The organism is Pseudoalteromonas sp. S16_S37 (assembly GCF_014694405.1).
Lineage (GTDB): Bacteria > Pseudomonadota > Gammaproteobacteria > Enterobacterales > Alteromonadaceae > Pseudoalteromonas.
Map to the genome: position 1 here is coordinate 1 of NZ_JAAUWV010000070.1, position 20,178 is coordinate 20,178.

Consider the following 20,178-nt stretch of genomic DNA (forward strand, 5'->3'; position numbering starts at 1 on the left):
TGGTCGCCTTGTTGCTGCTGGTCGCCTTGTTGCTGCTGGTCGCCTTGTTGCTGCTGGTCGCCTTGTTGCTGCTGGTCGCCTTGTTGCTGCTGGTCGCCTTGTTGCTGCTGGTCGCCTTGCTGTTGCTGCTGGTCACCTTGTTGCTGCTGTTGGTCACCTTGTTGCTGTTGCTGATCGTCTTGCTGTTGTTTTAATTGCTCAACGAGCTTATTGTTGTCAGCGGCTTGGCTCATATTTGGGTCGAGTTGCAACGCTTTGTTATACGCTTCAATGGCTTCGTCAAGTTTACCTTGCTGGGCAAGGGCATTGCCGTAATTGTACTGACCAACTGACGATGCCGTGTCTTTAAGCACTTCTGCTGCTTGTTCAAAATCACCTTGTTTATACAATGCGGCGCCTTTTAACGTAGCGTTCTCTGCGGATGTAGCTTGCGCATAGTTTTCTTTTTGATACTCACTGAGTGCGTTTTGGTCGGCATTTTTAAACCAGCTTTGCCAATCTGCCGCCATAGCTTGTTCAGTCGGTTGCATCACAAAGAGTAGGGCAACTAAGGTCAATCCAGCTCGACGCATCAGCAACAAAGCCAACGGCAGTAAAATAATCAAACCATATTGGCCAGCATCAATGCGCCATAACGTTTTACTTTGCTGTGATTCGCTGAGCTCACTTTGGCCGTGTAGTTTGGGCGTAAATGCTTTGATGTCATCGCCACTTGGTTTATATCGCACCAGTTGCCCGGCATGCCTTTTGGCAAGGCCACTTAAACGAGAATAGTTAATTTTTGGTACTACGATTTGCCCTGAGCGGTCTTTTAAAAAGCCGCCCTCAGGCAGCGCTATCGGCGCACCTTGCTCAGTGCCCACACCATAAATACTTAAAGTAAATGTTTGGTCTTTAAGTTCGGCATTTATGTCATCAACATCAGATTGCTCTAGCCCATCGGTCACTAAAATGATGTCACCATTTGCGTAGCCTGCTTGCTTGAGCAATGTAATAGACTCGCTGATCCCAGCCAGTACATTTGAGCCTCGACTAGGCATTATCTCAGGGCTAAGACTAGGGATTAGGTTTGCTAATGTTGCGGCGTCGCTGGTTAACGGAGAAACAACGAAAGCATCCCCAGCATAAGCAACTAATGCTGTTTCGCCTTCTTTAAACAACTCAATCATATCGAGCGCCTTAAAGCGCGCTTGTGTTAAGCGATTTGGAGTGATATCGGTAGAATACATGGAGTAAGACATATCCATTAACAATACGCGCGCTTGTTTGGCTTGATACACAGGTACTTGCTGCTTTTCGAAGCTTGGACCTGCGGCACAGATGATGGCAACAAGTAAAAACACACTAATAAGCAGAGGGCTATGTTGTTTGCGCTGTTGTTTAGATTCAACCAGCATCACACTTGCTAAATGTGGTGCGATAAGGTCGCTGTGTTGATGTTTGGCGCGCCGGATAAACTGTATTGATGAAATCACCAGCCAAGGAACCAGTAACCACAATAACTCGGGGCGAATAAACATAAACTCCATGCTATGCCTCCTGTTTTAAGCCGCGCAGGGCTTTGAGTAAAATGGTAACAGCGATGAGTGCAAGGATAGCCAGCAATGGCCAGTAAAATAGCGCCAATTGTGGTCTAAAGGTTTGTGCCTCATCCGAGATAGGTTCTAATTTGTCGAGCTCTTGGTAAATTTGTTGCAGGCCCGCAACGTCCTTTGCTCTAAAGTACAGGCCACCGGTTTCTTTAGCAATGTGCTTAAGCGTGGCTTCATCAATATTGCTGCCACCAGCGCCGCCCATACCAAACAAACTAAATCCGCCTCTACCGTCGGAGCCAACGCCCACGGTGTAAACTTTAATGCCTTCTTCTTTGGCTAATAACAGCGCATCTTCTGGGTCGAGATTGCCCGCGGTATTTTGGCCATCAGTTAGCAGAATTAAGATGCGGTTACTTTGCTCTTTTTGACTAAAACGCTTTACCGATAAACCCAAAGCATCACCGATAGCGGTTGCACGACCAACAAGGCCAATTTGTGCTTCGCTGAGCATTTGACTCACAGTGTTTAAATCTCGGGTCAGGGGGGTTTGTAAAAACGCGGTATCGCCAAACAAAATAAGCCCCAGACGGTCGCCTTGGCGCTGCTCAATAAACTCACTCAGGACCGCTTTTACCACAGAAAGCCGGTCAATGTAGCGGCCTTGATATTCCATGTCTTGTTCGGTCATTGACCCAGATAGGTCCACGGCTAACATAATATCGCGACCTTCATTGGGTAGCGCAACGGGGTCGTCGAGCCATTTAGGGTTAGCGGCTGCAATCACCAGTAACAGCCAGATCAGTGCTTCTAGCCAGTTCACCCCGCGGCTTTGTTGCACTGCTTTTGGCGCAAGCGCCGCCAGTTGTGCAAAACTTGGCATACGCAAACGCGCTGAGGTGTTATGTTGTACAGGCTTAAGCTTGGCGATAAGCCACGGCAGTGGCAATAAAACAAAGGCCCAAGGCCAGCTAAACTCAAACATCTAGGGCCTCTTTTAGTTTAAAGCTTTTTATTGCTTGCTGTAGCTTAATAGCAAGCTGTTCGTTGGGGTTTGGCCCGTACAAACTGTCAAGCTCTTGTGCGTTGAAAGTATGACCACACAATTGCGTTAAACGGGTGGCCCACAATTGATTAGAGCCTGAAACGGCGCGTGAGCCGTAATAATGCTTGGTTAAACGTTTAAGCAAAATATGTAATTGCTGAGCATCATGTTGATGGTAAGCAATATGCTTGATTGCTTCTCGCTTTGCTTGATGATATTTCCACGCTTTGTAGCGCCATACGGCAACCGCAATGAAAATAAATAGCACAATTAAAATAACTGCCCACATCGCGTATGAAAAAGGCCACCATGAAACCTCGCTTGGTGGCATAACGTCGTGTAAAGCATCTAATGGCGAAGCTTGCATAACTACTAGTATTACCTCATAAGCTGTGATTCAAGCGGCGTAGCCGCGCTAAAAGATTGCATTGTCATGCCTGCACGTTTTAAGCGTGAAAGGCGATTAGAAAACGCCTCGGCTGCCTGCTTAGCAAATTTTGCCCTAAATTGTTTGTCCATCAAAGGTAGGGTCCATGCATTACTGCCAGCTTCAACCATAATCGCCTCGCGATAAGCAGGGAGCTGATGTTCAAAGGGATCGCTAATTTGGCAGCCAATTAATTCACAGTGACGAGCAAGACGTTCAAGTTGCTTAAAACTGGCATCATTTAAATTGGTAAAATCAGAGATGACATAAATTAAGCTGCTAGGTTTGGCTAAATGCGTTAACCGCTTGAGATTATCTGCAAAGCGGTTTTCAGAGTGATGTTGTTCTATTACCTGATCTCGGTTAAACAGCGCCTGTTGATGGATATCACATAGCTGGTGACACAGGGCTAATACACCTTTGTCTCTGGCTGTTGGCTTAAGTTCATGATGACCATGTTCATTAAACACAATCCCGCCCAATCTATCGCCACGTTGACAAGCAGACCAAGCAACTAATGCACTTAAGTGTGCTGCTTGTACTGATTTAAGAAGCAGCTGGCTACCAAATAGCATGCTGTTTGATAAATCGGTAAAAACAAACACGGGACGCTCTTTTTCTTCTTGATAAAGCTTAGTATGCGCCTCACCTGTGCGAGCAGTCACACGCCAATCAATGGCGCGTATATCGTCGCCATATTGGTATTGACGCACTTCAGCAAACTCCATACCTCGGCCTTTATGAGGCGCGAGATATTGGCCTGCTTGCGCGCTTTTGATGCGCGCTTTGGGTTTAAGCGAGAGTAGATTTGCTTTGGGCTTGTAATAAAGTAACTCTTTCAAGCCCAATTGCGCGCCATTGCTATGGCATTGCTCTAACCATGCTTGGCTTGATAACTGAGTTTGTTGCATCATTATGGTACTGGCACTAATTCAACAATACGACTAATTACTTCATCTTTACTGATGCCATCGGCTTGTGCTTCGTAGCTTAAAATAATGCGATGACGTAATACGTTATGAATAACCGCTTGAATATCCTCAGGCGTTACAAACTCGCGATTATGCAGCCAAGCGTGCGCTCGGGCACATTTATCCAGTGCAATCGTTGCACGTGGACTGGCACCAAACTCAATCCAAGCTCCGAGTTGAGGGTCTAACTTAGCGGCTTGTCGAGTGGCGATAATAAGCTGCACTAAATATTGCTCCAGCGGCTCCGCCAGATGCAGTGACAGTACACTCTTACGTGCTGCAAATAATGTTTCTTGACTGATTGGGGTGAAGCTTACAGATTCTTGCTCTAACGCTTCTCCGCGGGTTAAGCGCAAAATTGCTAGTTCATTTTCTGCATGCGGGTAATCAATATTCAGGTGAAGCAGGAATCGGTCTAGCTGTGCTTCAGGAAGCGGGTAAGTACCTTCTTGCTCCAACGGGTTTTGCGTTGCCATCACCATAAATAGACTCGATAGTGGGTAGGTATTTTTACCTACGGTGATTTGCCGCTCGGCCATCGCTTCCAATAAAGCCGATTGCACTTTAGCTGGTGCACGGTTTATTTCATCGGCCAAAATTAAGTTGTGAAATAAAGGGCCTTTTTCAAACACAAATTCACTGGTTTGTTGACGATAGATATCTGTGCCCGTTACATCGGCAGGTAGCAAGTCTGGGGTAAACTGCACACGCTGAAAGCTCCCCTCGATACCTTTTGCAAGCGCATTTACGGCACGTGTTTTAGCAAGCCCAGGAGGTCCTTCTACTAATAGATGTCCGTCTGCCAAAATGGCGATAAGTAAAGCTTGCGTTAAAGCAGGTTGACCAATAATTTGAGTATCTAAATAGCGTTTTAATTGTGAAAATTCGTTTACTGCCATTGCTTTGTCCTTGTTGTGACAAATTTTTGCTTTAAGTTATATGGATTCGTTGTCTGATCTCAAGTCTAGAGTGACATTTTAGCGTCATATTAGACTCTAGTTTTTTGAATAGTTCCCTAGTTTTTTCAATAACTTTTGCTAGTGTACAAAAAAGCGACTAGGGTATGTAAGATTTGCTTCTTTAGTAACCAATTTTGATTTTACTATTGGCATTGTGGAAGCGGTTGTTTAGAATCAGGTAAAATTAAACAGGTCAGACCTGTCAGCGGGAGAGCATAATCAATGTCTGAGCAAAATATTCTAAAAACAACAAAAGGCGACCGTATCGCGATTGTAAGCGGCCTGCGTACTCCTTTCGCAAAACAAGCAACAGCTTTTCATCATGTGCCAGCACTGGACTTAGGCAAGCTAGTCGTGAACGAAATGCTGGAGCGTTTGAACTTCGATAAAAAAGAAATTGACCAATTAGTGTTTGGTCAAGTGGTACAAATGCCTGAAGCACCCAATATTGCCCGTGAAATTGTATTAGGCACGGGAATGCCAGTATCTGTCGATGCGTACTCAGTATCACGTGCATGTGCCACCAGTTTTCAAGCGATTGCAAACGTTGCTGAGTCTATCATCGCAGGTTCGGCAACCGTCGGTATCGCCGGTGGTGCCGATTCATCATCAGTGTTACCGATTGGTGTAAGCAAAAAGTTGGCGGGCAGCTTGGTTGATTTAACGAAGGCACGCACTTTAGGCCAACGCTTAAAAATCTTCTCAAAATTACGCTTTAAAGATTTAATGCCTGTTCCTCCAGCAGTTGCTGAATATTCAACGGGCCTTTCTATGGGGCAAACGGCAGAGCAAATGGCTAAAACTCACGGCATTAGCCGTGCTGATCAAGATGCTATGGCACACCGTTCACACACCCTCGCTGCAAAAGCATGGGCAGATGGCTTATTGAGTGAAGAAGTGATGACGGCACATGTTCCGCCGTATAAGTCATTTATTGAGCAAGACAATAACATTCGTACTAACTCTTCACTTGAAGGCTACGCTAAGTTAAAACCAGTATTTGATAGAGTACATGGTTCAGTTACAGCGGCTAACGCTACGCCACTGACTGACGGTGCAGCTGCGGTATTGATGATGAGCGAAAGTAAAGCCAAAGCGCTAGGCTACGACATTTTGGGCTACGTTCGCAGCTTTGCGTTCTCGGCGATTGGCGTACACGAAGACATGCTAATGGGTCCGGCACACTCAACGCCTGTGGCGCTAGATAGAGCGGGTATTAGCTTAAAAGATTTAGATTTAATTGAAATGCATGAAGCATTCGCTGCGCAAGCGTTGGCTAACATGAAGATGTTTGGCTCAGACAAATTTGCGCAAGAAAAATTGGGCCGTTCAAAAGCGATCGGTGAAATTGATATGGATAAATTTAACGTTAACGGCGGCTCTTTGGCATATGGTCACCCATTTGCGGCGACAGGTGCGCGTTTGATCACGCAAAGCTTGCATGAGTTGAAACGTCGTGGCGGCGGCTTAGCATTAACTACAGCATGTGCTGCTGGTGGTTTGGGTGCGGCCTTTGTATTGGAGAGCGCATAATGTCAGTATTTAGTTATGAATTAAACGAGCGACGCGTTGCCATCGTTACAATCGATGTGCCAGGCGAAAAAATGAATACCCTGCGTGTGAGCTTTGCTGATGATTTATTGGCAGTGCTTAAACAGGGTCGTGATGACAACATCACAGGTATGGTATTCATCAGCGGTAAAAGCGATAACTTTATCGCTGGTGCCGATATCAAAATGCTAGACAGTGCGAAAACCCGTGAAGATGCATTGGCTATCTCAGAAATGTGCCAACAGGCATTTTTCACTATGAGAAAGCAGCCTTACCCAACGGTTGCAGCTATTCATGGTGTGGCCCTTGGTGGTGGTTTAGAGTTTGCCCTAGCATGTGATTACCGTGTTTGTACCGACAGTGATATCACTAAACTTGGTTTACCAGAAGTGCAACTTGGCTTGTTGCCAGGCGGCGGTGGTACACAACGCTTACCAAAACTTGTTGGTATTCAAAAAGCATTAGAGTGGATGCTAACAGGTAAGCAAGTCCGTGCTAATCAAGCTAAAAAATCTGGTCTGGTGAATGATTGTGTACCACACAGCATTTTAGAGCGTGTAGCAGCTGAGCTGGCAACCAAAGGTAAGGCTAAAGCGAGCAAACCACGTTTAGACAGAATTAGCCAATTGTTAGAGTCAAACCCATTTGGTCGCAATATTATCTTCAAAAAAGCACAAGAAAATGTGTTGAAGAAAACCGGCGGCCACTATCCTGCACCACTAAATATTATTAAAGCAGTGCGCGCATCAGTTGAGCTTGATGAACTAAAAGCATACAAAACTGAAGCTGAAGGTTTTGCTGATCTGGTAATGACAGATGTGTCTCAATCACTGCGTGGTATTTTCTTCGCAACCACGGAAATGAAAAATGAGTACAAAAACGATGATGTTGCGGCTGTTGAGCGCACAGCGGTACTTGGTGGTGGTTTAATGGGGGCAGGTATTGCACACGTAAGTGCGGTTAAAGCCGGTGCATTGGTACGTATCAAAGACGTAGCTCACCAAGGCGTAAGCAACGCAATGAACTACAGCTACAAGATTTTATCTAAGCGCCAGAAGCGTCGTATCATGAGCAAGGCTGAATTACAGCAAACCATGAACCGCATCACCGGCACTACTGATTATTCTGGCTTTAAGCACGTGGATATGGTGATCGAAGCCGTATTTGAAGATTTAAAGCTTAAGCAAAGTATGGTGGCTGACATTGAGCAAAACTGCCAAGAAGACACTATTTTTGCAAGTAACACTTCATCGTTACCAATCGCACAAATTGCTGAGCAAGCTAAACGACCTGAAAATGTCATTGGCCTGCATTATTTCTCGCCAGTAGAGAAAATGCCATTGGTGGAAATTATTCCACATGAAGGTACTTCTGAGCAAACGATTGCGCGCACAGTTAACTTTGCACGTAAACAAGGTAAAACGCCCATTGTTGTTAAAGACAAAGCGGGCTTTTATGTAAATCGTATCTTGGCGCCTTACGTGAACGAAGCCGCAAACTTGTTACTTGCTGGTGAGCCAATCGAGAAGATAGATCAAGCCTTGGTTGAGTTTGGCTTCCCAGTTGGTCCATTGGCATTACTTGATGAAGTGGGCATCGACATTGGCTCTAAAATTGCCCCTATCCTTGAAAAAGAATTAGGCGAGCGTTTTAAAGCGCCCAATGCGTTCGACCGTATGATTGATGCAAAACGGTTAGGGCGTAAAACGGGTCGTGGCTTCTACTCTTATGAGAAAAAGGGTAAAAAAGTTGATGAGTCTGTATACGAGCTATTAGGTATCACCACCAGCCCCCGTTTAAATAAGCAAGAAATTGCCAGCCGTTGTGTTGCACAAATGCTCAATGAAGCGGCGCGTTGCTTAGATGAAGGAATTATCGCCAGCCCACGAGATGGCGATATTGGTGCGATTTTCGGTATTGGCTTCCCACCATTCCTAGGCGGCCCATTTAGCTACATGGATAAACGTGGCGCAAGTAAAGTGTGTTCTGAGTTATCAACCTATGCTACGGATAACCCCGTATTTACACCTGCCCAAAGCTTAATGGCAATGGCTGAAAAAGGCGCTAAGTTTTACGATGCGCCTAAAGCAAAATTAGCCGAAGTCACCTCACAAGAAGCTTTACAAACAGAGCAAAGCGAAGCGCAATCGTAAAAATTGCGAGCTAACGTTTATAAAAAAGAGCACGGTCTTTTGGGCCGCGCTCTTTTTTATTTATCGGGCTGAGTTTTTGCTCAAAGACAATACTTTACTACACTTAAGGCATTCATGCTGTTGGGCACAGGCGATGGGAAAGCGCGTATACCTGCAATTAGGTACATTACTGACATTAACGGTTTTGTTTAATTTGGCATTGTTTTATTGGAGTGCGCAAGTAGTCGAAAAATCGCATGCCTTAGATACTAATTGGCAACAAAACACCGCTAACACGATTGAAAAAGCGTCGTTACTTGCGCAATTGGAGCGCAGCATGGGTTATGGCGGCTTTATCCATAACTTTAAAAATTTTATATTGCGGGGCGAGCAAATTTATTTCATTCGAGCTCAGCAAGATCTTAGCAATGTATACCGCAGTATTGATAGCTTTAGTCAGTTTGAGCTATCGGCAAAGGAATCTCAGTCTCTTGCAATTATTAGCAAGACAGTTGATCAATACGCAGCCAAATTGCTCAATGAGAATATCCAAAATAAATCCAGAGACAATATTGCACAAATAGATAAAACAGTGAAAGTGGATGATACGCAAGCAGAACAAGCGCTAGATGCGTTAAGAACGAGCTTGCGCGACAGCTATCAACGCACTTTGACTGATCAAGCACGTCTCACCGAGGATATGAACATATTCATCAAACTTGGTGCGTATTTTTTGTCGCCCATTGTTTGCTTGGTGGCGCTGCTCAATATGCTCATGTTGTGGTATATGCAACAGCTGCTGAAAGAGCGCAGTGCGCTGATGGAGGTTATGTCTGACACTGTTATTTACTATGACAAAGACGGACGGATTTGGCAGGTTAATGAGGTAGGAAAAAAGCAGTTCGGATATAGCAAAAAAGAACTGGCCAAGATGACCATGGCCGATTTGATGCCTAATCATTTTCATGGAGCTACTTTTTTAAAACAGGTTAAACATAGCTTCAATCATCCACTGCTTGTGGATACAGAGCGCGACACTTGCGTAGTGGCAGTACATAAAAATGGTACTAAAAAGCGCTACAAACTAACCGTTTCTGTTATCCTCAATGGTGATAGGCAATTTTATATCGCGGTTATGCATGACTTAAGTGAAGAACAGGCCTTACTAGAAAAAGCGCATTTAGATTATCTTACGGGCGTTTACAATCGTCGTCAGGCCTACAGTTTGTTAGAAACAGAGCTTGCTCGGTTGAATCGTTATCACCGACCTTTGGCGATACTCTTAGTTGATTTGGATAACTTTAAGCCTCTCAATGATAAAGAAGGTCATTTAGCTGGGGACATTGCCTTAAAAGAGTTATGTGTATTTCTCAAAGAGTCGGCCAGACCCACTGATATTATTGGCCGATGGGGAGGTGATGAGTTTATACTGGTTTGCCCAGAAACTGGTCACCATAGTGCTATGAGTTTTGCAAGAAGACTGGTGGACGAATATGCCCAGCAAGCTAAAAACAATCTCACACTAAGTATCGGTGTTGTCGCATATGACTTTATCACCGATAAACTTTGCGCTGATGAGTGTGTGGAGCAAGCAGATAAGGCGCTTTACAAGGCGAAAAGTTATGGCCGCAATCAGGCGGTAATTTACCAACCAGAGCTGTTTAGCATTCAATCCAGTAGTTAATTTCAGGCGCTAAATAAACGCATTTTCCTGCTCTTAACGCAGCTTTAATCTAAATCGCTTCATTACTGTATCAAAGTGCCTATATTTACTCGCAGGTAATGTCAGTAACCAAAATATTAACTACTTCAAAACTCTTATCCTGAGCTAAGATGAGTGAGTAATTTTTACTTCATATGCAAAAGTACGTACAATCTGCGCAAGTTAAGTTGTAAGTGGTTCTGTACGTAGTCAATGCACAAAATAAGTGACCTTATCAACATCTTTGATAAGCAGTTTTTTTCTAAATATAACACACGTCTGATCAAAGGTAGTGATGAGCCAATCTATCTGCCTGCAAACGCGCATTGCCAATACCATCAAGTTGTTTTTGCCCATGGCTTTTATGCCAGTGCTTTGCACGAGATTGCCCATTGGTTAGTGGCTGGTGCTAAACGTCGAGAGCGAGAGGACTATGGCTACTGGTATTGCCCTGATGGCCGCGACAAAGCCAAGCAACATGAATTTGAAAATGTTGAAGTAAAACCACAAGCCATTGAGTGGGCGCTCAGCGTCGCTGCAGGATTTGATTTTAATGTGTCAGTAGATAACTTAAACGGTGAACAAACCTGTCGGTTTAGTTTTCAGCAGCGAGTTTATGAACAGGTTATGGTATTGCTAGAACATGGCTTTAATGCTCGCACCACGCAGCTGCTATTCGCGCTAAGCCAGTTTTACAAAACCCCTTGGCCACTATCCAAACAACAATTTACTTGGCATTGTCCAAAGGAGCTATTAGATGCGGTTTAAGCTTGGTTTGATTATTAACCCTGTTGCTGGGCTTGGTGGTAGTGTGGCATTAAAAGGCAGCGATGGAGCAGATACTGCACAGCAAGCTATCGCTTTGGGCGCAACGCCTAAATCAAACGCCAGAACTCAGTTAGCCCTTGAGCAGCTACTTGCATATCGCAGTCAAATAGAGGTTTTCACCGTCAACGGCGAAATGGGTGAAAACACTACCAAAAAACTCGGCTTCAAAACTGAGGTGGTTTATCAAAGTGCGATACCAACAGTACCTGCAGATACACAGAATGCGGCTAAAGCACTACTTGAGTACGGCGTAGATATGATTTTGTTTGCAGGCGGAGATGGCACTGCGCGTGATATTTGCGCTGCGGTTGATGATAGCATTCCCGTATTGGGTGTGCCTGCTGGCTGTAAAATTCACTCAGGTGTTTATGCCATTACCCCTAAAGCGGCGGGTCGCGTAGTTGAGATGCTGGTGACAGGTGAGCTGGTCACTGTATCTGATGCGGATGTGATGGACATAGACGAAGACGCTTTTCGTCAAGGCACTGTGCGCGCAAAGCGCTACGGAGAAATGCAAGTTCCATCAGAGTTACGTTACGTGCAAAGTGTAAAAAACGGTGGTAAAGAAAGCGATGAGTTAGTGCTGGCTGACATTGCGGCTTACGTGATCAGCGAGATGGATGCAGATACCCAATACATCATGGGATCGGGCTCTACCGTTGCGGCCATTATGGAAGAGTTAGGTTTAGACAATACCTTATTGGGTGTAGACCTTATCCAAGATCACGAGCTACTGGCACAAGACCTTACAGCAGGGCAGTTGTTAGCACGTTTGGATGATGCCCCCACAAAGTTAGTGATTACATTGATTGGTGGTCAAGGTCATATTTTTGGCCGTGGTAATCAACAATTGAGTCCTGAGTTGATTAGAAAAATTGGCAGAGAAAATATTATAGTGGTGGCAACTAAAACGAAATTACAAGCGTTAAACGGCCGACCTCTGATAGCCGACACGGGCGATGAAGCGCTAGACCAAATGCTTAGCGGCTATATAAATGTTGTTACCGGTTACAACGATCACGTTATGTATGCCGTTGGCCATTCAGATTTAAATTAGGAAACCAATATGTCATTTCAAGAGTATATAGACATTGCACAGCAATTTTTTGATAACTTAGTTGATAGAGCCAGTGATGATGAGCTATTTGCAGGCGGTTATTTACGAGGTCACTTTGACTTAGCGGTAGGTTATGCACAAGTAAACGGTGAAGAAGTTAGTGTTGAGCAGCTTAACGAAGATATTGAAAAAAGCCTAGTAAAAGCGTACCGTAATGGTGAACTAACAGAAGAAGACAAAACCCATGTTGTTGATATCTGGGAGCAAGTTAAAAAGCTCACTGTTTAATGTTTGCAGAGCATCACCCTATATAAAGTGATGCCAAGGAATTTTTTATGAAGGAATCATATGTCTATTACCTCTAATGCGCTGGTTTTAACTGGCGCACTACTTTGTTTTAGTGCATTTTCTAATACAGATGCACATACTGAATTTTCTCAAACATACCATGCTTATCAACGTGCTGTAGAAAACAACGAGTATGAGAAAATAGCGCAACTCGCTAAGTTGGCCTATGAGCAAGGCAAGGTTGTGTTTGGTGAAAAATCACAAAATGCCGCTAACCTCGCAATCAACTATGCAAGGGCCTTATCGAATAATGATCGCCAGCAGGCGCTTACGGTATTAAACGATGCGATCGATGTACTCACAGCGCTGCAGGGCAAGCACTCACCTGAACTTGTAGACCCTTACCTATTAAAAGTGGACTTGCTGCTACCTAACAAGGACTTAACTGCCAGAGAGTATGTCGGTTTCGCTATTGATATTGCGCAGCACCATAGCAATCATTTGCTTGAGTCTAAGATATATTTTGAGGCGGCAAAGCTCTTCAGTCGGGCGCGTGATTACTCCAGAGTAAAAAGCTATCTCAGTCGTGCCGATGACATCAACCAAAAGTACTTGCCCAGAGATGCGGTACATCGATTAACTGTTGATCTATGGGTAGCTGAGCTGCTCTCAGCGCGAAAACAGCACAAAGAGGCTATTGCAAAACTCAATGACTTGATAGTGGTATTTGATGAGCAATTGGACTTTGATCACCCAATTGAATTAACAGCCCATTCTCGTTTAGTTGGCTTGTATGAAAAAATGGGCATGAGCGAGCAGGCAACTAAACATTGCGTGATGATAGCGAAAATGACGCCTTGGCGAGATGATATTGAGCAAACTCCGCTTTACAGGAAAGAACCTGAATATCCACAAAGCGCTCTAAGGGCAAGAGCGCAAGGATGGGTTGCTCTCGAATTTACGATCACCCCAGAGGGCTTTGTAGAAGATATCTCAGTACTAGATAAGCAACATGGACAGTTATTTGTAAAAAATACCATCAACGCCTTAAAGCAATGGCGCTATGCGCCAAAGTTCGAAGATGGCAAAGCTGTCAGCGCAAAATCAACGGTACGAATGGATTTTAAGTTAAGTCGTTAGTTCTATCGTGTGCCCATAAAAGTGATACTTCGGACAGATTCAGTTATGTCCGTTAGTATCACTTCACTTCCGATTAAGCTGAAAGTAATAGTGGGTTACTTCGGCCGGAGGAACTCACTGTGCAACTAAGCTGCTTTTAAGGAAAGAAAAATCTTAATATGTCATATTGTATAAACAAAAATCTATCATTAGCGCTAGTTTTTGGTGTGCTTTTTCCATTATTTATTGACTGGATATTCGGAGTCATATTTGGACCCAGTGTGCTGTACGTTGTCGATCTGGAGATGACCATAGTGCATGCTGTGATGCTATTTTTGGGCATGGGAGGCTGTTCATTGGCTGTAGTATTGGCACATAGACTGAAAATAGCTAATAGACTTTATGATACTTATCTCAATGCATGCGCTGGCTTGATGATGCTTTACACGATGGGGGAGACATTTTATGCCATTCTTGGCACAAGAGGCTTTTTATTAGAACCTTTTGGTATTCAGCTTCATTCGTATCCAAGCATTTTTGGCCCAATTGTGAGCGTGTTTATCACATCACCGTTATTTATTGTTTTGTACATCATATTTAGGGTTAGAAGGTAATAATAGTAAGCCATCATTTTTTGAATGATGGCTTAACAGCTTATTTCTTAAAATTTCCAATATATAAACAGCAGTGTAAAACCAAATAAATAAGCTAATCCTAACCAGCTCAACACTTTAATAAAACCTTTAGGTTCCTTGTTAATAACGCCCATCAGTCGATAGTTAAACCACGCGAACACTGGGGTAGTAACAAACGCCAGCGTCATTGCAAAGGTTAACATCTCTTTTAAGTTAGCTTTAAAAAACAGTACAACACTCATTCCTAAAATAGCCTGAACTAACACCAGAGCAGACAAGCAATATTTAGGCACAGACTTTCTTGTTAGCAGCAAAGATTCATTCAATGTCCGCGCATAACCATCTAGCACCGTGAGGGTAGTACCAAACATACATAAAAATGCGATGGCAGCAACCAGCGAATGTGACCAAGCGCCAATCGTTTGTGTATACATGCTGATTAATTGTTGGCTAAAAGCAATGCCTGCCAGTTCGATTTTAGTGCTACTACCATACTGAATGAGCACTCCAAGTGCGAAAAAAACCACAGCAAGTAACGCGGTTAAGCCATAACCCAAATTGAAGTCAAATAAGCCTTGTTTTAGGGTTAGATCGTTGGTGCGAGTTTTCGCTTTTAGCCATAACGAATTAATAGCGGAAATCTCGATAGGAGCGGGCATCCAGCCCATCAAAACGACTAAAAAGCCTAACATGGCCATTTGAAATGGTTCTGGTGGTATTGCTGGTGGAGGGTTTGCTGCCCCTTGAGATATAGCCACGCACAACGCTGCTACGGTTGATACAGTCAGCGTTGCCATGATCCACTTACTGGCTTTGTCGAGTAGCTTATAATGGCCAAACAACAAAATGGCCAAACACGAGGCTAAGAGCGCAAAACACAACACCGTGATGTCGATTTTCCACGGCAACGCATAATGCAATAAGCTGGCTGTAAGCAAAAGAACACCTGCGGTATTAACAATCGCTGCAATAATATTGAGCCCCACAAAAGCGAAAAATATAGCTTTGCCTTGCTGCTGATAGCCGGCCACTAAACTTTGTTTACTAAGTAGTGTGTATTCGACACCAAAGCGAAAGAACGGATATTTTAAGAGGTTTACAACGACGATTAACCATAGCAGCTGCCAGCCAAATAATGCACCAGCTTGAGTTGCAGCAACCAGATGAGAGCCACCAATGGCGGCCGTGGCCATCAATATGCCTGGGCCTAATGTTGACCCAAGCGTATCGAGTTTGTTTTTTAATGCTAATAGCACAGCTATTCCTTATTATTTTTTGTGCCATATTAGCGTTTACATATTTAAAACTAAACAGAAAATTTACATAGAAGCGTGGCTTTTGTTAAGCGTCAAGCGCTTCTCTAACCAAAACGTTCCTGAAAATAGTCCTGAGTATCTTCTAAAATATCCTGATAATCGTCTTCATCGATTTCAAGTACATTCAATACTTCATTTTTGACATGAGGCCAGTCCGGTGTCGAAACAAAGCGTTTTTGAGTATGAACTAAATTTTCGGCCATCTTTAATGTGGCATAACTAATTAAAGATTCTTGGTCATGTGGCTCAAATAAAAACTCTGTGTCGTGATGGCGTAGAATGAGTTGACATGTTTGCTTGGGCAAATGCCAGCTAGAGGCCAGATAAAAACCAACAACCGTGTGACTGGTTTTGTATGCCTTGCTTTCAAGCGTTATCAAAGGGATATCGTTGTTATTGGCTTCATCGAGCAGCTTTACATAATCAGGATATTTTACCGCCATTGCGGGAATGCCCGCATCATGGAATAATCCAAGCATATGTAAGTTCTCTGGTGGGACTTTGGATTTTACCTTTTTACCTATAAGTGTAGAAATGGCAGCAATCTCGCTAGAAGTATCCCAAAAGCGCTCTAAGCTAATACAGCATTTGGTTTGCTCAAAAGCTTGTTGTAATAAGCAGCTCGTAACCAGTTGGGTTACGCTATCTAAGCCTAAAAACATAACAGCCTGTTTAATGTCGGTGATAGTGCGCGACATGCCATAGGTAGGCGAGTTAATCACTTTTAAAACAGCTGCGGAAGTTGATAAGTCAGTGGCAATTAACTGGGCTATATGGCTAAGCTCAGGCTCAGGTTGTTGAAGTTCAGCTTGCAAACGTTCTAACAATTCGGGTTTTGGGGGCAAATTAAAACCACGTTTAATGTCTTTGATAACTTTATCATCGATATTGATCATCATGATTATCCTCAGGCACGGCGTTTACTAAGAATAGTCCATTTCTGAAAACAGTTATTGTCCTGAATGTTAAATTTGTGTTTGTACAATTCGTCTGATTTATTGCTCAAATCAATAAAGTTAAGGTACAGTTAAGCAATTTTTTTATTAAGGAATAACTATGGAATCACAAGCGAATAGTGAAGTTAGTAATGGCGCAGTGGCTCGTTTTTTAAATTTTATTGAGCGGGTTGGTAACAAGTTACCCGATCCCGCCATGATCTTTTTATTTTCTATGTTATTGATCTGGCTTTTGTCTTGGGCGTTTTCGAATACCCAATTTGAATCAATCGATCCAAGAACAGGTCAAGCAATTGTGGTGCACAACTTACTCAGTGGTGATGCGCTAGCGCTTTTTCTATCGTCTATGGTTAAAACCTTTACCGGTTTTGCACCTCTTGGTGTGGTACTGGTTGCTATGTTGGGTGTAGGTGTTGCAGAACACTCAGGCTATATCAACGCTGGCCTGAAATTGATGCTCAAGCGCACGCCGCAGTCATTATTAACGCCATCTATCATTTTGATAGCCATTGTGAGTCATACGGCAACCGATGCAGGGTATGTGCTTGTGATCCCAATTGCCGGTGTGATTTATTATGCCATGGGACGCCATCCACTGGCAGGTATTGCCGCGGCATTTGCGGGCGTGAGTGGGGGGTTTAGCGCTAACTTTATTCCTTCAGGCATTGACCCATTATTGCAAAGCTTTACACAAAGTGCGGCGCATATTATTGACCCACAAATGTCTATTAACCCATTGAATAACTGGTTTTTTACCTCAGCATCTAGTGTGTTTATCATTCTACTGGGCTGGTACATAACAGATAAAATCATTGAGCCACGCTTAAAAAACACCCCTGTTGATGGTGATACTGAAAACTTACCTAAATTTCATGAAGTGACAGATAAAGAGCGCAAAGGGTTTTATGTTGCCTCTAGCGTTATGATTGCGGGTCTCGCGCTATTAGCATATGCCGCCAGTGGTGAAGATTCTGCGCTGCGCAGCCCAACGGGGTCATTAACTGACTTTAGCGCGCCATTAATGCAATCCATCGTGCCATTAATCTTTTTACTATTTTGGATCCCAGGTATGGTGTTCGGATTTATGGTGGGTACTTTCAAATCGTCAAAAGACATGATTGATGCCATGAGTAAATCTATGGGGAGTATGGCTTATTACATCGTCATGGCGTTTTTCTGTGCATTATTCATATCTGCGTTTGCGCAATCAAATTTGGGCGCACTATTAGCAATTGAAGGTGCTGAGGTGCTTAAAGCCATGGCACTACCAAGCAGCATTACCGTTATTGGCATTATTTTCTTAACTGCATTTGTAAACCTATTTGTTGGTTCTAGTTCTGCAAAGTGGGCATTACTTGGGCCTATTTTTGTACCAATGTTAATGCAGTTGGGGATTTCACCAGATCTAAGCCAAGCGGCATATCGCGTGGGTGATTCAAGTTCAAATATAATTACGCCGTTAATGCCTTATTTCCCGCTGGTTGTGGTGTATTGTCAAAAGTATGTTAAGGGCACAGGCATTGGTACGTTGATTGCCATGATGCTGCCGTACTCAATAGCATTTTTAATTGGCTGGAGCTTGTTTTTGCTTGCCTACTGGGGATTGGGTATTCCTCTAGGTTTACAGGCAAGTTATGACTATTTAGGCATGCAATAATGCAAATAAATTAGCTAGTTTTGGCTCCTAGTTGGTGATATGTTCAAACACATATTTATCTCGCTACAAGGAGCCAAACTGTGCAGTACCTTACAACAAACACCTCTGAAATACTCAAACACTTTGACACCATACATAACTATATTGGCCAGTCTTATTGGGCTGAGAATATTCCTAAAGAAACGCTACAAAAAGCCATTGAAAATAGTGTGAATTTTGCAGTGATAGACGAAGAAGTCGGGTTACTTGCATTTGCTCGAGTCATTACCGACAAAGCAACCTTTGGTTATTTGGCCGATGTATTTGTGTTGCCTGAGTTTAGAGGGCAAGGCTTGAGTAAAAAGATTATGTCACAGGTAATATCACACCCTGAACTACAAGGCCTTAGACGCACCATGCTCGCAACCCGAGATGCTCATTCTTTATACACTCAGTTTGGTTTTGAACAAGTAACCGATGCTAAACCGTTGATGCAAATTCACAAACCTGACGTGTATGTAAAAGCAATGTAACACTCTTCTTTGATAATGCGCACTGACTTCTACATAACATGATAAAACCACTGCTATAAGGTGGTTTTTAAGAAGGTAAACAGTGCGAATTAAAAGGAAAATTATTTCGTATGTTGCTGTCATTGTATCGGCTGCAGTAATAGCCACAGCAACAATACTCACCTTGTTGGCTAAATCTAAAGCCACCATAGCGTTACAAGACCAACTACAAAGTCGTTTAGTGGGCATAAGAGATGCTAAACGAGAACAGTTAGGTGGGTATTTTGAGATGATGCGGCAGCAAATTATCACGCTGGGCGCATCAAAAATGACCATCGACGCCACCCATGCATTTCAGCGGGGCTTTTCTCAATATGAAACGCAGTTTAAACAGGCGTCGATTCCTACAATCAACAGTGGCCTTGAGCAATTTTATCACTATCAATTTAGTGAAAATTATCAACAATTAAACAGTGATAAATTACCAGATATCAGCCAATTTTTGGCCACTTTGTCTAGTGCCGCTCGTGCCATTCAATACACTTATATTGCCAATAGTCCGCATCCATTAGGCAGCAAAAGTGAGATGCTTGACCCCTTGGATGGTAGTGTCTATGCAGCTGTTCATAAACAGTACCACGGCTCTTACAAACAACTACTAGAAGCATTTGGCTACTATGATATTTTTATTGTTGATGCGCAAAGTGGCAATGTGGTTTATTCGGTATTTAAAGAGATAGATTTTGCTACGTCTTTAGCTTCAGGAGCGCTGCGTAATTCAGGTTTGGGTGAAGCCTATAAAGCCGCGATGGCATTGCCAAAAGCACAAACGGCCTTTATAGATTTTGCCCCGTACATGCCATCTTATGAAGCGCCAGCTGCTTTTTTAGCTACACCTATTTTTGAAAACGATAACCGTATTGGCGTGCTCATATTCCAAGCACCTGTTGATAAAATTAATGCCATCATGAATTACGATAAGCTTTGGCAGCAAAGAGGGTTGGGTCAAACAGGAGAAACTTATCTAGTGGGTGAAGATAAGTTAATGCGCTCGCAAAGTCGTTTGTTTGTGCAAAATAAAGAGGCATTTTTAGCGCTTATGAGGCAGCAAAATGTATCGGATAACGTCATTGCGCAAATTGATGCTAAAAACACCACGCTTGGTTTGGCTGCAATTAATACTGAGGCCGTTGTAAGGGCTCTGCAAGGTGATAGCGGGGTTATCCAAGCGCATAATTATTTTGCAACGCCAGTGATATCGGCTTATGCACCGATGGATGTGTTTGGGCTGAACTGGGCCATTGTCAGTGAATTAAGTACCGCTGAAGGATTTTCTGCAAAACTCAAGTTACTAGAAGCCATGACGATAGCGGCAGTGATATTGAGCGTGATCCCTAAGGTATCCCCAAAACTAGTGTTTATATATCAATAAGATGGAGATTTTAGAAATTTTGGAAAATGTGGGGAACATTCATGATGTTTAGTGATCTTATGAATCGCTAAATAAAAAAA

The 20,178-nt window shown here is 43.4% G+C and carries 17 protein-coding genes; 10 read left to right on the forward strand and 7 right to left on the reverse strand.

Going from position 1 to position 20,178, the window contains the following annotated elements:
- The 5 genes from HC733_RS19770 to HC733_RS19790 form a co-directional block, all read right to left on the reverse strand.
- Positions 1-1,529, reverse strand: a 1,529-nt coding sequence (locus HC733_RS19770; protein ID WP_190366715.1) for a VWA domain-containing protein, incomplete at its 3' end; no start/stop codon positions are given.
- A gap of 1 nt (position 1,530) precedes the next feature.
- Positions 1,531-2,517 carry a vWA domain-containing protein gene (locus HC733_RS19775; RefSeq protein ID WP_190366716.1) on the reverse strand — a complete coding sequence of 329 codons (987 nt, stop codon included), beginning with the start codon at positions 2,515-2,517 and terminating at the stop codon, positions 1,531-1,533.
- Positions 2,510-2,944 carry a DUF4381 domain-containing protein gene (locus HC733_RS19780; protein WP_190366717.1) on the reverse strand — a complete coding sequence of 145 codons (435 nt, stop codon included), beginning with the start codon at positions 2,942-2,944 and terminating at the stop codon, positions 2,510-2,512. The genes HC733_RS19775 and HC733_RS19780 overlap by 8 nt, the downstream gene beginning before the upstream one ends.
- An 11-nt stretch (positions 2,945-2,955) precedes the next feature.
- Entirely contained in the window at positions 2,956-3,915 is a 960-nt protein-coding gene (locus HC733_RS19785; protein ID WP_190366729.1) for a DUF58 domain-containing protein, read from the reverse strand.
- 2 nt (positions 3,916-3,917) lie between these two features.
- Complete coding sequence (locus HC733_RS19790) at positions 3,918-4,874, reverse strand: AAA family ATPase (protein WP_190366718.1); 957 nt, start codon at positions 4,872-4,874, stop codon at positions 3,918-3,920.
- 282 nt (positions 4,875-5,156) lie between these two features.
- Here HC733_RS19790 and fadI point away from each other — a divergent pair, with 282 nt between their 5' ends.
- The 7 genes from fadI to HC733_RS19825 all read left to right on the forward strand — a co-directional run bounded on the left by fadI (position 5,157) and on the right by HC733_RS19825 (position 13,632).
- On the forward strand, positions 5,157-6,467 hold the full coding sequence (gene fadI, locus HC733_RS19795) for an acetyl-CoA C-acyltransferase FadI (RefSeq protein ID WP_190366719.1): 1,311 nt from the start codon (positions 5,157-5,159) through the stop codon (positions 6,465-6,467).
- A complete protein-coding gene (fadJ, locus tag HC733_RS19800) occupies positions 6,467-8,638 on the forward strand; it encodes a fatty acid oxidation complex subunit alpha FadJ (protein ID WP_190366720.1) in 2,172 nt (723 codons plus the stop codon). Before fadI ends, fadJ begins: the two co-directional genes overlap by 1 nt.
- Before the next feature lie 133 nt (positions 8,639-8,771).
- A complete protein-coding gene (locus tag HC733_RS19805; protein ID WP_190366721.1) occupies positions 8,772-10,301 on the forward strand; it encodes a sensor domain-containing diguanylate cyclase in 1,530 nt (509 codons plus the stop codon).
- A 231-nt stretch (positions 10,302-10,532) separates the two neighbouring features.
- Positions 10,533-11,087: an elongation factor P hydroxylase gene (locus HC733_RS19810; RefSeq protein WP_190366722.1), complete on the forward strand. Its 555-nt coding sequence runs from the start codon at positions 10,533-10,535 to the stop codon at positions 11,085-11,087.
- Positions 11,077-12,204 (forward strand): ATP-NAD kinase family protein, encoded by a 1,128-nt coding sequence (locus HC733_RS19815; protein WP_190366723.1) that lies wholly within the window; start codon positions 11,077-11,079, stop codon positions 12,202-12,204. The genes HC733_RS19810 and HC733_RS19815 overlap by 11 nt, the downstream gene beginning before the upstream one ends.
- Before the next feature lie 9 nt (positions 12,205-12,213).
- Positions 12,214-12,492: a YfcL family protein gene (locus HC733_RS19820; protein WP_190366724.1), complete on the forward strand. Its 279-nt coding sequence runs from the start codon at positions 12,214-12,216 to the stop codon at positions 12,490-12,492.
- A gap of 60 nt (positions 12,493-12,552) precedes the next feature.
- Positions 12,553-13,632, forward strand: a complete 1,080-nt coding sequence (locus HC733_RS19825; RefSeq protein ID WP_190366725.1) for an energy transducer TonB — start codon at positions 12,553-12,555, stop codon at positions 13,630-13,632.
- A gap of 640 nt (positions 13,633-14,272) precedes the next feature.
- Here HC733_RS19825 and HC733_RS19830 read toward each other — a convergent pair.
- Positions 14,273-15,439 carry an NRAMP family divalent metal transporter gene (locus HC733_RS19830; protein ID WP_190366730.1) on the reverse strand — a complete coding sequence of 389 codons (1,167 nt, stop codon included), beginning with the start codon at positions 15,437-15,439 and terminating at the stop codon, positions 14,273-14,275.
- A gap of 167 nt (positions 15,440-15,606) precedes the next feature.
- Positions 15,607-16,458, reverse strand: a complete 852-nt coding sequence (locus HC733_RS19835) for an HDOD domain-containing protein (protein ID WP_190366731.1) — start codon at positions 16,456-16,458, stop codon at positions 15,607-15,609.
- A 160-nt stretch (positions 16,459-16,618) separates the two neighbouring features.
- On the opposite strand from HC733_RS19835, the gene HC733_RS19840 reads away from it, so the two are divergent.
- The 3 genes from HC733_RS19840 (at position 16,619) to HC733_RS23580 (ending at position 20,098) form a co-directional block, all read left to right on the forward strand.
- On the forward strand, positions 16,619-18,175 hold the full coding sequence (locus HC733_RS19840) for an AbgT family transporter (protein WP_190366726.1): 1,557 nt from the start codon (positions 16,619-16,621) through the stop codon (positions 18,173-18,175).
- Between the two features lie 80 nt (positions 18,176-18,255).
- On the forward strand, positions 18,256-18,687 hold the full coding sequence (locus HC733_RS19845; RefSeq protein WP_190366727.1) for a GNAT family N-acetyltransferase: 432 nt from the start codon (positions 18,256-18,258) through the stop codon (positions 18,685-18,687).
- Positions 18,688-18,769: 82 nt separating this feature from the next.
- The gene (locus HC733_RS23580; protein ID WP_190366728.1) at positions 18,770-20,098 is read left to right on the forward strand and encodes a cache domain-containing protein; all 1,329 of its coding nucleotides are present in this window, start codon (positions 18,770-18,772) and stop codon (positions 20,096-20,098) included.
- Positions 20,099-20,178 lie beyond the last annotated feature (80 nt).